This window comes from Burkholderia sp. MBR-1, assembly GCF_013822785.1.
In the GTDB taxonomy this organism is placed as follows: Bacteria; Pseudomonadota; Gammaproteobacteria; order Burkholderiales; family Burkholderiaceae; genus Burkholderia; species Burkholderia vietnamiensis.
In genome coordinates, this window is record NZ_CP053612.1 from 30,586 (window position 1) to 47,858 (window position 17,273).

Annotated in this window: 19 protein-coding genes; all 19 read left to right on the top strand. The window is 60.5% G+C overall.

The window, feature by feature from the left end:
• Positions 1-207: 207 nt before the first annotated feature.
• Positions 208-921 (top strand): hypothetical protein, encoded by a 714-nt coding sequence (locus MBR110_RS29770; protein ID WP_181709921.1) that lies wholly within the window; start codon positions 208-210, stop codon positions 919-921.
• A 1,163-nt stretch (positions 922-2,084) separates the two neighbouring features.
• A complete protein-coding gene (locus MBR110_RS29775) occupies positions 2,085-2,561 on the top strand; it encodes a hypothetical protein (RefSeq protein WP_181709922.1) in 477 nt (158 codons plus the stop codon).
• A gap of 405 nt (positions 2,562-2,966) precedes the next feature.
• Positions 2,967-4,400, top strand: coding sequence for a hypothetical protein (locus MBR110_RS29780; RefSeq protein WP_181709923.1), 1,434 nt, complete (start codon positions 2,967-2,969; stop codon positions 4,398-4,400).
• 207 nt (positions 4,401-4,607) lie between these two features.
• Complete coding sequence (locus tag MBR110_RS29785; protein ID WP_181709924.1) at positions 4,608-4,796, top strand: hypothetical protein; 189 nt, start codon at positions 4,608-4,610, stop codon at positions 4,794-4,796.
• Positions 4,786-6,591: a DNA cytosine methyltransferase gene (locus tag MBR110_RS29790; protein ID WP_181709925.1), complete on the top strand. Its 1,806-nt coding sequence runs from the start codon at positions 4,786-4,788 to the stop codon at positions 6,589-6,591. Before MBR110_RS29785 ends, MBR110_RS29790 begins: the two co-directional genes overlap by 11 nt.
• A gap of 18 nt (positions 6,592-6,609) precedes the next feature.
• Positions 6,610-7,719, top strand: a complete 1,110-nt coding sequence (locus MBR110_RS29795) for a hypothetical protein (protein ID WP_181710059.1) — start codon at positions 6,610-6,612, stop codon at positions 7,717-7,719.
• 112 nt (positions 7,720-7,831) lie between these two features.
• Complete coding sequence (locus MBR110_RS29800) at positions 7,832-8,443, top strand: hypothetical protein (RefSeq protein ID WP_181710060.1); 612 nt, start codon at positions 7,832-7,834, stop codon at positions 8,441-8,443.
• Complete coding sequence (locus MBR110_RS32415; RefSeq protein ID WP_258570033.1) at positions 8,440-10,149, top strand: DUF551 domain-containing protein; 1,710 nt, start codon at positions 8,440-8,442, stop codon at positions 10,147-10,149. The genes MBR110_RS29800 and MBR110_RS32415 overlap by 4 nt, the downstream gene beginning before the upstream one ends.
• Positions 10,112-10,771: a hypothetical protein gene (locus MBR110_RS29815; protein ID WP_181709926.1), complete on the top strand. Its 660-nt coding sequence runs from the start codon at positions 10,112-10,114 to the stop codon at positions 10,769-10,771. The genes MBR110_RS32415 and MBR110_RS29815 overlap by 38 nt, the downstream gene beginning before the upstream one ends.
• Positions 10,761-11,219, top strand: coding sequence for a hypothetical protein (locus MBR110_RS32555; RefSeq protein ID WP_309486128.1), 459 nt, complete (start codon positions 10,761-10,763; stop codon positions 11,217-11,219). Before MBR110_RS29815 ends, MBR110_RS32555 begins: the two co-directional genes overlap by 11 nt.
• 277 nt (positions 11,220-11,496) lie before the next feature.
• Positions 11,497-11,625: a hypothetical protein gene (locus MBR110_RS32420; protein ID WP_258570034.1), complete on the top strand. Its 129-nt coding sequence runs from the start codon at positions 11,497-11,499 to the stop codon at positions 11,623-11,625.
• Positions 11,626-11,636: 11 nt separating this feature from the next.
• Positions 11,637-12,026 carry a hypothetical protein gene (locus MBR110_RS29825; RefSeq protein ID WP_181709927.1) on the top strand — a complete coding sequence of 130 codons (390 nt, stop codon included), beginning with the start codon at positions 11,637-11,639 and terminating at the stop codon, positions 12,024-12,026.
• A gap of 109 nt (positions 12,027-12,135) precedes the next feature.
• Entirely contained in the window at positions 12,136-12,408 is a 273-nt protein-coding gene (locus MBR110_RS29830; protein WP_181709928.1) for a hypothetical protein, read from the top strand.
• Between the two features lie 259 nt (positions 12,409-12,667).
• Entirely contained in the window at positions 12,668-13,015 is a 348-nt protein-coding gene (locus MBR110_RS29835; protein ID WP_181709929.1) for a hypothetical protein, read from the top strand.
• On the top strand, positions 13,012-13,425 hold the full coding sequence (locus tag MBR110_RS29840) for a hypothetical protein (RefSeq protein ID WP_181709930.1): 414 nt from the start codon (positions 13,012-13,014) through the stop codon (positions 13,423-13,425). Before MBR110_RS29835 ends, MBR110_RS29840 begins: the two co-directional genes overlap by 4 nt.
• 226 nt (positions 13,426-13,651) lie before the next feature.
• On the top strand, positions 13,652-13,867 hold the full coding sequence (locus MBR110_RS29845; RefSeq protein WP_181709931.1) for a hypothetical protein: 216 nt from the start codon (positions 13,652-13,654) through the stop codon (positions 13,865-13,867).
• Positions 13,868-14,361: 494 nt separating this feature from the next.
• Positions 14,362-14,898, top strand: a complete 537-nt coding sequence (locus tag MBR110_RS29850; protein WP_181709932.1) for a hypothetical protein — start codon at positions 14,362-14,364, stop codon at positions 14,896-14,898.
• A gap of 147 nt (positions 14,899-15,045) precedes the next feature.
• Positions 15,046-15,438, top strand: a complete 393-nt coding sequence (locus tag MBR110_RS29855) for a hypothetical protein (RefSeq protein ID WP_181709933.1) — start codon at positions 15,046-15,048, stop codon at positions 15,436-15,438.
• Positions 15,438-17,192: an SNF2-related protein gene (locus MBR110_RS29860; RefSeq protein ID WP_181709934.1), complete on the top strand. Its 1,755-nt coding sequence runs from the start codon at positions 15,438-15,440 to the stop codon at positions 17,190-17,192. Before MBR110_RS29855 ends, MBR110_RS29860 begins: the two co-directional genes overlap by 1 nt.
• Positions 17,193-17,273 lie beyond the last annotated feature (81 nt).

Sequence of the window (17,273 nt, forward strand, 5' to 3'; positions counted from 1 at the left end):
GAGCAGGCCGCCCGCCCGGGCCGGTCCCACGTTGCGGGACCGGCCCGGGCTCCCCGCGAGGAGCAGCCTGTATCAGCTGGGCGGCATCGGGAGAAAGGAGCGCCCTCCATCAGATGAAGAGGCGCCGCGGGAAAAGGATTCGACTAAGGACGATGCTGCCCAGCAATTGCGCGGGCGACCGTATTCAACAAGCGCGAGGGATATGTCATGGATGACCGTGACGAGGTGAAGACACGCATCGCGAAAGCGATGAACGCTCCCAAGGAATTACCAGAGCGCGAACTAGCGCTTGAGACAGAGGCGATACAGTGGGTGGGGAGGAAGATCAGCGCGATCGAAGCGATTGATCACGCCATTCGGATGGTGAACCTGCAAATACATAGAGCAATTCCCAGTCGCGCAGGTAAGATTTCTGTGCGATTTAACTATGTCCGAAAGTCGAAATCCCGCGGCCAATCGGCCAAGCGTCCGGTCATGGTTAAGTGGGTGACGAATAGGCAAGACTCGACGAGTGGACGCCAGGAAGGGGGATACCTCCCGCGGGAACTGCGGGATCAACGGGATCTAGTCAAACAAATTCCTCGACCGACGAATACCCGTGATAAACGAATCGTGAATCACAACAGTGTGGAGCGTCTGTTGAAGTTGGTCGAGTCACTGATGGCGCAGCGTCGGGAACTGGTGGATGGTCTCGTCAGGACGATTCGCGGCGACGCGCGAGAAGTTAAAGAGGTGAATGCGCTGTTGACGCGAGTCGAGAAGAAGTTGCCGAGTATTGCGCAAAGTATTGAGTTCGACTGGACGGATCCCGTGGGTGCAATGGACAAGATCGGCCGGCTTCGCGCTCGTCGCGCGGCGCAAGCACGCTATCCCGGAATGCGCCTGGACCCGTCGGAGGACGACCAACCGACCCCGCGGTAACGCACCTGGATGAGGGATGTGCGCGTGTTGGAGGGGGGTGGCGCTGTGCTATAGTTTCGCCCACGATCACCGAGCGCCTCCGGAGGCGCTCATCCCAAATCGCCGAGCTGTTGCTTCCGACGGCGATGCGTCACCCCAGGATGCGCCCCGCGCGGGGTATCGGGCGCTAGCCGGCCGACCCCGCAATAGGGCTAGCGCGCGAGGACGACGGCAAGCGTCCTCGCGCGTATGGGGATTTTTCCCCTCGATCGTCAGCTCTGACGGTCGACAAGGCGGTTCCGGAACGGCCGCATCCCTCGCCATGGTCTTCTAAAGCCGGGTATCTGCGCTCCCGGGGATCTGCATCCGCGTTCCAAGCGCAACCGTGCCGACCAGCGGCCGATCGATGGTCGCTTCTTCGCCAAGACACCTCCCAGAACCGACGACGGAGCGCGCTCTATCGTGTCACCGAGCTGAAACCGTTTTTGCAGTGAGCTCGGGAAGACGAATGCATGGAAAGCATGCCTGTCACTTAATAGAGTGTCGACGAACCTGGCGCGACAGTAGCCGACCCTCCGGCCGCTGCAGTGGATCCGCGTGATAAAAATGGCAAATCCGACATCGAGAATGGCATGGCAATTCAATACAAATGGTTTTCCGATTACGCCGGTGATAAAACGTTGAAGATAAATATGATTTGTTCTATGCTTCACGCACACTGAATTGAAGTCTGTGTCAGCTCGTTTGCCGCGGGCCCACAGAAGAACTTGAGCGTGCCTTCGGAGGCGCGCTGCGAGGACCATCATGATCACCACACGACCCATCGGGCCGCGGGGACTGTCGTCGAATGACAGTCACCGATGCGTCCCGTCCGCGTTTGGTCGGCTTGACGCCGGGCGAGCGCAATCTCGATTCCATCTCTTTGTCCCGACGAGTCGCCATCGGCTGGCGGCTGGACAACCTCACTGTAGGTTCGCGGGCGGCGCCTGATTCCACGGGGCGGCTCGGGCTAACACACGTCGGTCGTACGAGGTGACGTCTTTCTGACGTCGGGTCCTCGCACGCCTGCCGCATGTCGCCTGGCCGATTCTGGATGTTGTAACCACGTTTCTTCGTCCACCAATCAGTAGTCCGAAATCCGTCTTGCCGCGGGTCGGACCGCTTTGCCACGCATGAGGGAAGCCATGCCACGCCCGAAAACCGTCCAGCGAGATGTGCTCGCCGTTTTCACGATGAGCCCGTTCGTCGCACAACATACCGTCACGCTTCGCGCCGCGTTGCCCCATCTTCAGTCGACACAGATCGCCCACGCGGTCGCTGCCCTTCAGAAGAGTGGCGATATCAGGCCGGATGGCCCTCGGCGTGCGGCAACCGTCGTCGACCTCGAGACAGGCGTAGAGAGGGTCGTCATCGTTCAGTATTACTTGTTGGTCATCAACTCGTCGGCGCTGTCGGAGAACGCGCGGATTGCTTTAGGAATCTCGAAAAGCGGTATCGAGAAGATGCCCTTCCGCCTGACCGCAGCAGCCCACGAGCACATTGAGCTGCAAAACGCGCTTGTCGGGCGCACGAAGGGGCAAAGCATCAAGCAGAAGATGCGCGAGCTCTATGGTGAGGTGGGCATGGGCGTCGATGGCGTGCAGCTCGCCCTGAGCAACTGAGCTCGACTTCCACGGTTGTATTCGGAACACGCGCGCGGACGGCTCATCCCGAGTCGCGGCGTGTTGTTTGCGCGCATTTCCCGCATGCGTGCAAGGCGCCGTCGCACCTGAGCGGTGGGGGCTGACAATTAATACGAGGTCGCGCGGTGAAAAGAGAATCTATCGCTAAATCGCGGTCAGGGGCCGCAGATGAACGGGTAGTGGCGGCGCCTGTCCATTGGGTACCGCATGCTGTCGGCCGCAATTGGCGATGGCCGTTCGCAATCGAGGCGGGCAGGTCGCATGGATTGACGTCAGATGGGGCTATAGCTAGCGGGACATGGTTCAACGACCAGCCTGATCCCGACCACTGCTGCCAATGTACCTGCAACGTCGATTGTTCATCGGCACCGTTCCGAGTGAGGGATGAGCACGGCCAGGCCGACCGGCGTAAAGGTGGCGAACTGGATATCGGGCGCCTCGAACGTCGATCCCACTCGGCGACAGCTTGGCACATTCCCGCGACTGGGGTGGTCGATGCGTAACCGAATTTTGCAGATTACGCGGAGTTCGATTCCTTATGTCAAGGAGATAATGCCGCTCGCAAAAACGGTTGCGGGCTGCATATTAATGCAGCAACTCGACTACTGGTTCGAGCGCTATCCAAATGGCTTCTATAAATATCTCGAGCCTGCGCACGGGCAAGCTGCATATAAAGAGGGAGAAAGCTGGCACGAAGAACTCGGATTTAGTGCGGCCGAATTCAGAACGGCGTTTGATAATATCGGCGTCCGTTATAAGTCTCGGACGGAGCACCGCGACGCATCAGGCGACAAATTCCAGGGGAAGTTCTATATCAGTGTAGTCGACCGTGTCGCTCGATTGACTTATTACTATCGAAATCACGACTTGATAGACTCCGCGCTTGATGCGTTGATTGGCTATGAGTCTCGGCGCGCGATAGATGTTGCCGATACTGCTGATCCGATGGTAGCGGGTCCGCGTGGCGCCGCACCGCACGTAGGCAAAGCCAGTGGGGGCGCGGCGGTGCCAGGACCTGACGAAGCTCCATCTCTGAGAGATGAAGGATCTCAATCTCTGGGAAATCAAGATTCTCAATTTCCCAGAAATGAAGACCCTTCACTTCTGGGAAATGAAGGTTCTCAATCTCTCAGAAGTGAAGAGTCTGCAGCTGTAGAGATCCAGAATCTGAATCTCTCAGAAATGAAGAATCTCGATCTCGAGTATACAGAGACTACGTTTACAAATACTACTCAAAGACTACAACTACCACAGGCCCCTGTGGATAACTCGACGCGTGTTGGTCAGGACAAGCTGGCTGGTAGTAGTAGTTCGAATAAAAATCAGCAAAAAGCAAAATCAACTTCAAACCCGAACGCTGAATCGCCGAATGGCGGTCCAACGCTTTTTGACGCCCCGCTGATTTATCCCCCGGTGCTGAATGGAGATGAGCGCAAGGGCTTGGACAAGTGGCTGTCGAAGTGCCCGTACGACAAGCGGCAAGCGGTCCTTGATGAATGCGCGGGCGCGATCGCCAAAGGCTCGATCCGCATGGGGGTGCCCGCGTTTGCCCGATCGCTGGTGCGAGCAGTCACGGACGATTCATTCACACCGAGCCTTGGAATCGAGATCGCCGAGGCCCGGCGGACGCGCGTTCAGGAGAAAACGACTCGGGTCGCGGAGATGGCGCGACTGCCGGACGGAATGCGCGATCCCTCGAGCTATACGGATGCTGAACTGGCCAGGTTCCCGATCGGCATTCGAACCAGGATGCTCGCTTTGCGCGAGGCCAGTGGTGGTGGGTCAGCGGGGGCGCTTGTTGGGGAGGATTCGGGATAACAGATTTCACTCGAGCGGGACAGTTGCTAGGTGCGTTAAACGCACCTATACTGAATCCCACTGCGGCGACTGGTGTCACGAAGATGCGGACCGATCGTTGCAATGAGGCTCTCAGCGTCGTGCAGGTAGTGGCCCTCGGATAGCACGGCGGACTTTGGTGGGCGGCTCGTACAGCGCCCCGCTTTTTACCCGAACAGAGATCACGACATGACGATCGACGCCCTCAGGCTACAGAGGAAGCTCCGCCTCTTGTCGGCGAGCGAACTCAAGGAGTTCGCGAGTTGGGGGCCGCTTCGCAAGAGCCAATGCTCAGGTGAACTTGAAAATGCGCTGGCGGAGGAGCTTGGAAGCCTTGGCTATCGATTCGATCAACCGGAGAAGCAGAATGAAGCGTGACCCGTTGACCCGCGAATACAACGTATTTGGATTCTGTTGCGGCCTGGGTGGTGGTGCGAAGGGTTTTACGAAAGCAGTCTCGCATGTGGGCAATCTCACCGCAAAGTGGCGCTGCATTGGCGGCGTCGACAACGATCCCGCCGCTGCGCGAGACTTCAAGGCGCTGGTCGGAACGCCGTGCACGGTGATGGACCTATTCACGCGCGGGCAGTACACCGCGTACCACGAAAAGGAACCGCCGCCTAGCTGGCGCGAGGCGACACCCGATGACGTCCGGCGCTCGGCCGGTTACGAGCACCCGCATTGCGTGTTCATTTCATCGCCCTGCAAGGGGGCGTCAGGGCTGTTGCCGGAAAGCAAGGCACAGACGCCGAAGTACCAAGCGCTCAACGAGCTGACGCTGCGCTGCGTCTGGCTCATGTGCGAGGCATGGAAGGACGATCCGGTGGAGCTGATAGTCTTTGAAAACGTGCCCCGGATTGCCCAGCGCGGGGGGCATTTGATCGAACAGATCAAGCAGTTGCTCGCGTTCTACGGCTATGCAGTAAACGAGACAACGCACGACTGCGGTCGGATCGCAAAGCGCGGGATGGCTCAGAGCCGTAAGCGATATCTCATGGTCGCGCGCCACGTAGCAAAAGTGCCGGCGTCTCTGTACGAGCCCGAGCAGAAAAGGCTGCAAGGCGTCGGAACGCTACTCGGGAGGATGCCGCTCCCGGGCGATCCCGCGGCCGGCCCGATGCACCGCATTCCGCAGTTGCAATGGAAAACATGGGTACGGCTCGCATTCGTTGAAGCCGGCAGCGACTGGCGCAGCCTGAACAAGCTGGCCGTCGAGAATGGCCACCTGCGTGACTACCTGATCGTGCCCGACATGCACAACGGCGTGCTTGGAGTGAACCAGTGGGAAAAGCCATGCGGTGTAGTCGCAGGTGCGAGCCGACCGGGCAACGGCAGTTTCTCGATTGCTGATCCGCGCGGCCCCGCCGACGCGGCGCAGTACCAGCAGTATGGCGTCCTGAACTGGGGCGAACCTTCGGGCGTGGTCACTGGCGCGACGTCGCCAGGGCAGGGTACCTTCAGCGTGGCGGACCCACGCACGGGTGTGAAGCACAACAACTGCTTCCGAATCGTTCCATTCGATCGCCCGGCGGGCGTCATTACCGGCGGTACGGGGCCGAGCGCGGGAGCGCAGGCTGTTGCGGATCCGCGCGCACTAACCGGCTTCGAAGGTGCCGGTAAGTATCGTGTCACCGGATTTAATAAACCCGCGGGCACGGTCATCGCGCGCAGCGACAGCGGCCAGGGTGCATACGCGGTCGCCGACCCACGTCCAGGTATGAGCCGCGAGACCGGCGACGCCTATCTTACCGGAGGTCACTACGGGGTCGTCGACTGGACCCGACCTAGCGGCGCAGTATCCGCGGCCGCGGGCCACGATAACGGGCGGTGGTCAGTTGCTGATCCGCGGCTACCCGCCCCGAGCGCGAAGGTTACAGCAGTGATCCGCGCGCTCGACGGCACGTGGCACCGGCCATTTACAACGCTCGACATGGCGGTGCTGCAGTCGCTCGTTGAACCGGAGGAATACCTCGAGCTCGATGGGCTATCCGACCAGGCGTGGCGCGAGCGTATCGGTAACGCAGTGCCACCCGAAGCTGCGGAAGCGATCGGCGAATGCATGGGCACGACTCTGCTGCTCGCTGAATCAGGAGAGACGTTCCAACTGTCGTCAACGCCAGTCTGGGTCCGACCGATCGCCATCGCGCTAACGGTCGCGCCGCAGACCTTCTGAATTACCGAGGACCACGCAATGACCACCGACAACAGCCGCGCTGATGCACTGAGGGCCGATCAGCGGCAAGCATTGCGCGAAGCCCTGTCAGAATACTTCGGCAAGCTCGATTCCGACGAAGGAATCCGCGCGCCGGAGGGGTGCATCCTTCGCGCATTCGACTACTACGAATCGAGCACCATTGACGACCTGATCGACCGCGCTATCGTTCCAGCCCTTCTCTCATCATCCGTCGAGCAGCTCGCAGCAGTGCCGATTGATGGCGTGCCCTCGCCGGTGTGGTGGATCAATCACGGCTCGCATGGCCAGATCACGACGCGACCTGACGTAGCGAACCGTGTACGGGACGCCGGTGCTTCTGTCAAGGAGTACAAAGCGATCCCTGCCCATGCACCGGCTGTCGCAGATCTACCGCGCTTCCCGACCGTGCTGCGCAAGATGTGGAGCGGCGGCGAAGTCCAGCAATGGATGGACGACAACATCAAGCCGCCCGTACAGCAGCGCCACCACGATTTTCATCGCGCACTCGAACGCGCACCCTCACCGGCGGACGAGCGGGCGACAACCGGCTTGGGCTGGCGTGTACGCGAGCATCGCGCGCTGGACGGCACGCTACTGGACTGCTTCGTGGAAGCTCCGGCCGAAGGCGACATGCCGTATGGGTTGCAGGTGCTCGGCGACGACTACACCGGATACGGTGACATCGCGCGCAAGCACGAGCACTGCAAGATGATCGTCGCGTGGGCGAACCGCGCCTCCTCTGCCAACGAGACGACGGACGAGGGGGCTGCGTTCGTGCGTCATCAAGGCTACGAGCGACCCGAAATCGATGGGGCATCTCAGGAAGCATGGGACTACCACCGCAAGACATGGACCGCCGCGATCGCATTTGCCAACGAGACGTGGGCGCAAGGGGCGAAGCCGATAGCGTGGATGGTCGAGGCTGATGGATTCCCGCTCATGTTCCGCACGACACGCTCCGACGTCGATTACTGGATGCAGCGCGGCGCGAAAATCACGGCCCTCTCCCGCTCGCTCGCTATTTCCCCGTCTGCCGAAGAACAAGCTCACCCCGCTGAAGGCCAAGGCTCTCAAGCTGATTCCGGCGGCGACAGTGCGGGCAAATGAAGTAGATGCCGAACGAGTCGATATTGGGCTCGCCCGACTTTTGCGGCACTTCCCGATGGCACTTGATGCATACCCAATTCACAACGGCCCCGCGTGGTCGGAAGGACAGGAAATGAACGATAGGACAAGCCCGGCGGAAAGCAAGGTCGGGGCGGAAGGGTTCTCCTACGCGAGCAAGCAGGCGACCGCGTGTGCGGGTTGTGGCATGCACAAGCACACGCCGCTCCGTATCGACTGGATGGGCGGATACGTCTGCCTGACCTGCATTGATCGCGAACTCGAATCCCGCTCGCCCGCTATGGCGGCGGAACCGACGGCTTGGTTCGAGGCTGAAGAAAGCGCTCGGAATCTGCCGCTCAGGAGCCTCCTCACGAGCGTGGTGCATTCGACGCGCTGGCACATGCAAACGCACTGCCCTGAAACCGACAATCCGGTATGGCCGATCTTTACCGGACCGATCTTGCCTCCGGCACACACCGTTCAGAAGTGGTCGAAAGAGCCACCCACCGAACAGGGCCTTTACTGGCATTGGACGGGCGACCTCGACTCTGGCCCGATTCCGCTGAATGTGCTGTGGTCTGGATCGACGAAAAAGTGCTTCGTCTCGATCGGTCAGTACGGCATCGCGCAGGCCGTCGACTGCGACAAGTACGGCGGCTACTGGCAACCAGCAATCGAGCCGGAAATGGACGACGAAATCGGATATCACGGGAGCGACGCATGACCACCGAAAACAGCCGAGGTGATGCGCTGACGGACGCGCGCGAAGCCTATTCGATCGAAGGGACCGTGCGTTTCATGCGCAGCGAAGAGGAAAAGCAGGTTTGTGTTTGCTGTCCGCCCGGCGGCGGTCACATCTTTTCCCGCCGTGTCGAATGGGATGACTGGGAAACGAGACACCCCGCACATTTCGGTAACGGCCCGGACGTCTTGATCAACTCCAAGGTGACTGACGGCAACCGAAACGAAGGAAAGCGGGTGCGTCTCACCGTCGAAGTGCTGGACGAAGCCCTCGCTGCATCCCCTGTCGAGCAGTCCGCAGCAGCGCCGATCAGCGAGCCTATCTCGCCGGAAGCGCGGGCATTCTATGCTCGCCATGAGGCGCGCATGGGGCGAGTGGGTCCGCAACAGGCGCGCGCAACGCTTGATACCGCACCCTCGCCGGCGGACGAGCGGGCGGCGTTCGAGATCGCCGGCGCGACGGCAGCGCTTCAGGAATGCGTTGACGCGGCCGAGGCTTGGCGCATGATCTCCGACGCCGAAGATGCGAACGACGTTGATCCTGTCGAACGCACGATGGCGGCAAGCCGTCGAGTAGCGGCGTTTGAAGCGGCTCGCAAGTTACTCGAAGCCCGCACCGCATTGGCCAACGAGACGGGGGCGGAAGGAGCGAGCTGGATTCCGGTGGCTCACCGCCTTCCGGCCCGAGGCGAAGGCGTGCTGGTAGCGGTGCAGGTCGACCATGCCAACGACTGGCGCATGAAGGTGGGCGGCCTATCCGACGAAGGAACGTGGACGGTGTTTGGTGCCTCTTGGATGCCTTCCCACTGGATGCCGCTACCGGCGGCACCCGGTGCTACGCGGTCACCGGCTATGTCGGCGGAAGCGGTTGCGTTCGAAGTCACCGAGCAAGTGGCGGCGGAAGCGGTGGCGACGCTCCAGCACGGCAAACAACGCACGGCGCTCGCCCATGCCCGCGTGACATCCTTCCTGTACGCCTACAAGCAACAGCGCTGGCTTGACCCCGAGGAGGTTATCTACCTGCTCGATGGAGACAAGGAGCTGCGTGTCGATGACCTCGAAGTGCTGACCAGTACCGCCGCACCGCAGCCCGCGCAGGTAGACGCTCTGGAGGCGATGAAAGCGTTCGATGATCCCCCGCGCAGTGGCGTTGGCGAATTTTGCACACCCGGCGATCGCGCGCCGGTCTGGTTGCTCAAGTTCGACGACGCGGAAGCCTCGACCAACGTCTACGAGTCGGAAGACGCCGCACGCGCTGCATTCGCCCGCTCGGAAAATCGTGGCTGGAACTGCTGGCTGTTCTCGCCAACACCGCGCGCCGCTCTCTCTGATCGGGAGGGGCTGACGGACGAGCTGCGCGCCGAAATCGGCCGCCTCAACGCAATCATCAATACACCCCAAGATGACGACTTCCTGCGCGCGGTCAGTATCGAAGCCGAGCACCAGCGGCAGCGCTGGGGCAGCGAACATGATGCCGGAAAGTCGCCTGCTGATTGGTTCTGGCTTGTCGGATACCTTGCTGGCAAGGCACTCCATGCAGCAGCTATGTGCGACGCCGAAAAGGCCGAGCATCACGTCATCACGACGGCCGCCGCGTGCGCGAACTGGAACAAGGCGATGCGCGGCGAAACCAACATGCGACCGGGAACCGATGGCGAGGCCCTTCTCCAAGGAGCCAACCGTGACTGATTTCAAACGCATCCTTTTCATGATCGAGGGCGGCCGCGCGCTCGAACTGGTCAAGCAACACATCGCCGAGCGCCAGCGCGTGCACGCCGCGAACCGCGCGCTCCTGCAGGATCTCGGCGTCGACGAATACTGGTCGAGTCGCGACGACGGCACGGTGAGCCGCGTGCGATTCCGCAGCACGCCACACCCGGAATTCACGAAGGCCGACAAGAACGGTAGTCGCCCGAAGAAAGGCACCGAGTGGGCGAGGCGCTTCGCCGCGCAGAAGGGACATGTGAATTCGTCCGGCGTCATCGCCGACGCGTTCGGCATCCCGTTGTCGGTCTCTTACGGTAATGCTGGCGGTTCGAAGGGCTGGCGCGCAATCGGATACCCGTTGTCGGAATGCGGGTTCCTGTGGCTCAGCACGGACGGCCCGTATGCGATGTGGATCCCCGACGTCGAGGCAGAGGTGCGCGCGGACCGCGAGCGCGGCTACGAAGTCGGCGAGCGAGAGGCGGCGTTTCGCGCAGAGTTCGAAGGGTGCCGCCTCATCGAGCGCGAGGAATGGGAAATCCTCGTCGCGCAGCACAAGCTGGCACAGAAGAAAAGCGCCACCCAAGGAGCCAACCATGCCGAATGACAACGTGCTGACGGAACCGCGCGACGCGATCGCACGCTCGAAGCGCATCCTCGCGCTGGTCGATGAGTATCACGAGAACGCGACGAGCGACACGCGCACCGCACTTCGCGTCGCGCTGATGGACGAGTTTCAGCCGCCCACGCCAGACGACGCGCGGAACGAAGATGCCTACATCGCGAAACGACTGTCAGAGGCGCTGGCGGACGTCTATACGACGCTCGTCGGTGACGACACGGCGGATGCAGACGAAAACCTGAACGCGATCGAGCGCGTCGAGCGGGCCGCTCAGGTGATCCGCCTCGAAGTGGAACTTTACCGGGCGCAGGCAGACGCTCGGGTCGGGCTGACGGACGAGCAGCGGATCATCGATATGGCCGCGAAGCACGGCATTGGCCCGACCAGTGGTCTTGGCTTCGCTCGCGACCTTATCGATGGAGACAAGCGATGAGGCGCGCTAGAAGGAAAAGCATGATGAAGAAATTCACGTTCTACATCGGCCAGACCGTAGAGATCGCGTGCCGAAGGGAATGCGGCGTGGTAGACGGACGTCGGGAATTTGAGGGTGAGGAGGATGCGTACGCCGTACGCGTCAACAGGCCGGATCAAGGACTGCCGACCACTGTCTGGTGGCGCGAAAGCTGGCTGCGGCCTCATCGTTCTGGCGCACGTAGGGCGACGGGCAGATTCGTGGCGGCCCGTGCCCTTCTCCAAGGAGCGAGCCAATCATGACCTACGAAGAACTTCTGGCAGCCGTGAAGCGCTATTGGGCCGATCAGTCTCGATCGGCTCAGGAAACGAAGGACGATCTCGGTGCGCTGATCGACGAGATCGAAATGCTGCGCGACGCACTTTGAAGGGGCCAACCATGCCGAGTGACAACGTGCTGACGGACATCGTGCGCCGCGACATCGAGCACGCGCTTCGCTGGATACAGCCAGCAAATCCAGCGCATCGAATCCTCACGGCCGTTCTCGACCTGCATCCGGGCCAAACGGAGCCGCGCCAGAAGTGCCACGGTTGTCCAATCAATCCGACCTGCCCGTCGACCACGTGCGGCGTACCGCAGCCGGAGCCGCGCGCCGAGGTGACGGGAGAGGTTATCCCATGGGGACGAGTTCTCGATCTTGGGGGCAAGCATGGCATGCAATGGGCCGGCAAAACTGGATGGAGATTCGAAAGCGATGACGCGTTATACGCCTTTGCGAATGACGTGGCGCGTTACGCCATCGCCGCCCGCCCCGGAGCCTCGTCATGAACAAATACGAAAAACTAGGTGCCCTGATCGTTGTAGAAATCAACGATTCGCGACGCTCATTCGCGCATCTACCGCTCGAAAGCGTTCAGTCATCAGCGGGTGCTTCGATATGAGTGGACAGGTCGATATGTTCAATAACCCAATCGAGGGTGCGCTGCATATCGCGGTTGAGAGCTCCGGAAATCAACAGGAAGTCAATGAATCGCGCACGGCACCTTTGATTGACCGTTGGACCAGAGAGACGCAGAGGCTTTACCTCACAAACATGGCGCGTCGGATCAATCAGCTGCGCGCGAACGGCCACACGCACCGCGCGAATGCAGACGAACACAACGCGCGGTACGTCTTGCTGAAGCTAAACGGACTGGGAGGCGAGTGGTGACACAGTTCGACATGTTCGCCGATCCCGCACCTACCCCTGCGAGCGAACCGGATCCAGCGCGACCGAAGCAGTACCCACCGGTCGAGCCATACGCGCCGCGGCCAGAAGAGGCGGCCGATATCGAACGCTGGATTGTGCAAACCCACCGACGCAACCTGCTCGCTATGGTGCGTGCCTTGGACAGTGTCCGAGTTACACGTGAGCTGTTCGACGGACTGGCGCGCAGCTACCTTGTTCGGCTCGGCGGAATGGGGGCGAAATGGTAAGCGATATTCATGGCCCGACGGAACAATCGGTCGACCCAGAGATACTACGAGGCGCAGCGGTGGGGATACGGATGCTCGGCCTTGAGGTTGCCGCAAACCACCTTGACGAGGCGGCTGGCGAGATCGAGGGGCACACCGAGGCATACAGGACACTCGTTGATGAGAAGCGAGCGTTGCAGGCGAAGCTGGCTCGCGCGGAGACCAACCTGCGCGGCGCGCATGAACTGATCCGGCGATGGCGCGAGTTGCTCGTTGCGCTGCAGGATGCGCAGACGCGAGGGGGGCCCGCAGAAGAGTGGGGAGGGCGAATCGCACGGGCACTTCGGGGGGAAGAGCCGTGAAGCGCCTACCGAAACAGACCTGCTTCTATTGCGACGTGCCGGCCACACTGCTATGCGACTTCAAGTTCGGATGGCAGGTAGGCGGGTACAGTCGTGACAAGGAAGGCACACAGTATGCCGTCGCGAAGATCGCGCCAGCGTACACGTGCGACATTCCACTTTGTCGGTTGCATGCCGAGAGCCGGGGCTGGTTGCATATCAAGGCGCGGGGCAACCTCGGTGGCTTCGACACTTACGACTATTGCCTCGAGCACGCGGGGCAGGTCGACGTTGGCGCCGGCGTGATTGATGAGCCGGAGGCGGAGCGATTGCGAAGGGCAGTCCGTGCACTCGCAGAGCGACGAAAAATGCGGGCGCGCGGTGTGTTGAGCACGCCCACGCAACTCCCTGACCAGGGCGAACTCTTCTAATGCACGAGGGCCGCGCCATAGCGAGACAACGCGATGAAAAGACCCATTGAACAAGCGAGGCAGAGAAGAAGGATGCGGAAGAGCTGGTGGAGGACGTCGCGCCCGTCGGCATGCCTGGCGTTGCGATAGATGACGATCGCACGACCATCCGGCGGGCATCGCATATGATCATTTTCACCACCGCGGTCTAAGAGCGGGATGGGTACGCCGTTAAAGGGACGCCACAATGAAGAGGATCGCCACTGCGTTGGCTCGCGTTGGACTCGGGTTTTACTTGGGTCTGCTGTTGACCTTCATCGGGTATCGGGGCCTCAAAGAGGTCGATGGTCTGCCACATTTCGACGCCTTCGAGCCGCTGATCCCATATGACATCCTCTTCCCGGTCGTGATTGGCGTGGGTGTGGTATTGGTCCTTCGCGGCTTGCTTCGCGGGATGGGGTAAGTCATGCCGGCATATAGCTACGAGGACGCGTGCGAATGGATCCTCACGCGCGCGGAAGCAAAAGCTGAGATCGATCGGCACGACTGCGACTGTGGCGACGGTTTCGCAGCGTTCCTGGCGCAAGTCGGAGATCGGGAAGAATACCTCGGGCAGGAAGTTCTGGACTGGCTCGGGTATTGACGTTACGTCAGGGAAATCGCTGGCAGTCAGAGCGGGAAAGACTCGCTTATGTAATTCGCAATGCAAATGAAAAGTGAGTTGTTGCGGAGAATGATGTCGACGATACGGAGATTGGCCCACCGCTGAGGAGAGATCGTTTCGAACGGACGCGAAGAATTCCGATTTTGTATTTCCGAGATTGCGCGAGGGATGGGAACATCAGCTGTGCAACTTCCCCTCGCCACACTCCACCCCGAGGGGGAGCCGTGAGAGGTATCTCACGGTAACCCGAACGGCCGGGTTGGCAATTGCGTGACCGCAGCAAGGAGACCGAGATGGGATGGAAAGCCTTGAAGGAGAAATTTGGCATTCGACACCATGTTCACGTTACGAGTGACGGGATCTGCATTGGCTCCGGATACGTGCCTAATCTTGTGACTATCGAGCCGTGTACCGGCAAAGTTCAGGAAAACAGGACGTTCCCCAATTTCCTGAGGGAAAACTACCCTAGCTTGTTGGATGCCGCTCCAGAAGAACTCGTAACGCTGATTGGAGCGGGAGACTTGTTCGCTGCGGCGATTCCCGTCTATACGTACGAAGGCGGTGACATCATCGAGAAGCAATGCGAGGAGCCTGGATGGCCGAACGTAACTCATGACGGCGCCATGATGTATGAGAACACATTCTCAATTGACAAGGTCACGGTCGTCGCGTGGGCCAAACGAAACGCTAACCTCGCCACCGAACATACTCGCGACCAAATTGCCGTAGTCGAAAGGGAACTTGCCACACTTCGGGAACGTCTGGCGAGCTACGAGGCGGACCAAGTGAAGTTGGAGGGGGCGTATCCGACTATTGAGCAAGCTCGATAACGGGGGGCATGCGAGATCCATATGCTTTCCCGAATATCCACTAGGTCTAGCATGCTTTTACCGGCAGTCGAAACCTCCGGCGATGCAAGCCTGCGTTGTTGCTCCTGTTTTGGGGTGACCTCATCTTTTCTGTAGGGAATTCTATCCATGGAAGAGAACACCTCAAGATCTGAGTCTGGCATCAGCGTGGCGCACGACGTCATCCGGCTGTTACTGCGCTGTCAGTTCGACCTTTCGACGGAGAAGCACCTTCAGGTGGATGTGGAGAGCGCATTTCGGGAGAACGGGATTTCCTTCGAGCGCGAAGCCCGTCTTACCGCAAGTGACATTCCGGATTTCCTGGTTGCCGGGAGCGTGGTGGTGGAGTGTAAGCTTCGCGGCAAATCGCGAAAGATCGACGTATATCGGCAGCTGGAGCGCTATGCATCGCACCCGGACGTCAAGGCGATCGTGCTCGCGTCGAACAGCGTGATGGGATTGCCCCCTGAGATCAACGGGAAGCCGGTCTATGCGGCGTCTCTTAGCCGAGGGTGGATCTGATGCGGACGTTCGGCGAACTCGCTCTGATCAACGACGGGGCCGCCTGGGAGATATCCCGGCTGGAGCCGCATGTTGCGATTCGCTTCAAGCAACTTTTCCCGCGCGTACCGAAGCAATCGCCTGGGCCATTCACGCTTCCCCGAGACCTGATGGTCGCCGCGGATCTCGACTGGTTTCTCGCACGATATCCGTTAAGGATGTCCGACGCCGATCGGGCGGCGCTCGCCAGCGGCAAGCTGCTCTTCGACGTGCAGCAGGCCGAGATCGAGCGCATTCTTCTACCGGGCTACGTGCCACCCCCCATCATCGGCTTGCGCGACGGAGAGGAGATTCGGCAGTATCAACAGCAGGCAATCGAACTGCTGCGCCGCCGCCGCTCGCTGCTACTTGGAGACGAGGGCGGTCTCGGCAAGACCTACACCGCGGCGGGCTTCCTGTGCGCGGAGCCGGGCGCGCTTCCCGCCGCGGTGGTGTGCGATTCACATATGCAAACCCAGTGGCGCGACAAGATCCAGGCATTTACCTACCTGAGGGTCCACGTCATCGAGACGGCGAAGCCCATACTCAAGGACGGCAAGCCGTACGAGTTGCCGCAGGCCGACGTCTACATCTTTCGAATCAGCCAGATCGCGGGATGGTCCGATATCTTTGCCACCGACTTTTTCAAGGCGGCGATCATCGACGAACCGCAAAGCTTGCGAACCGGTACCTCAACGGCGAAGGGCGCAGCCGCGAAGGTACTTTATGAGCACACGATCTACCACCTCGGGCTGACCGCGACGCCGATATACAACTATGGAGCTGAGATGTGGAACGTCATGCAGTTCATTGACGACACGGTGCTCGGCTCGTACGAGGACTTCGTGCGCGAGTGGGTCGATCGGGACGGTCGGATCACTGACCCGAAAGCACTCGGCACGCACCTGCGCGAGCAACATGTCCTGCTGCGGCGATTGAAATCCGATGTCGGGCTTGAACTACCGAAGGTCTCGCGGATCGTGGAGTACGTCGACTACGACGCGAAGGCCGTTCAATCGATCGAAGACCTGGCGCGCAAGCTCGCGATCCGCGCTACGACAGGCACGTTTGTCGAGCGTGGGCAAGCGGTCCGTGAACTCGACATGATGGTGCGGCAAGCGACAGGCCTGTCCAAGGCAAAATCGGTCGCTCAATTCGTGCGCTTGATGGTTGAGGCTGGTGAGCCCGTCTTGTTGTTGGGTTGGCACCGCGCCGTCTACGACATATGGCTCGAGGAACTGAAGGATTTGCGGCCCGCGATGTACACCGGCAGCGAGTCTTCGGGCCGCAAGAACACGGAAAAGGAACGGTTCATGTCGGGTGATACCGACGCACTGATCATGTCGTTGCGATCGGGCGCCGGAATAGACGATCTGCAGCATCGTTGTTCTGTTGCAGTGTTCGGAGAGCTCGACTGGTCGCCCGGCATTCACCAGCAGGTCATTTGGCGGCTCGACCGCGAAGGGCAACAGGATCCCGTTACGGCATTCTTCCTAGTATCTGAAGAGGGAAGCGATCCGCCGATCATGGATGTGCTTGGCATCAAGGCGAGCGAGGCACGAAATATTGTGGACCCCTACCTTGGGACGCAGCAGATCGACGACGGATCTGCGAATCTTCAGCGGCTTGTCAAACGTTACCTGGAGAGGGCCGGGAAGAAACAAATCGCGGCAACAAGTCACCCGTTGCCGGAAGCGACAGGGCAGATACAGGAGAGCCTGTTTGACGTCAAATAGCCCCGTTGCGGCGCTACACGGGGCGCGCTTGCAACCGCTCAGGTGTCGCGCATTGGATTCGAGTACCTACCGGGAGGAGTT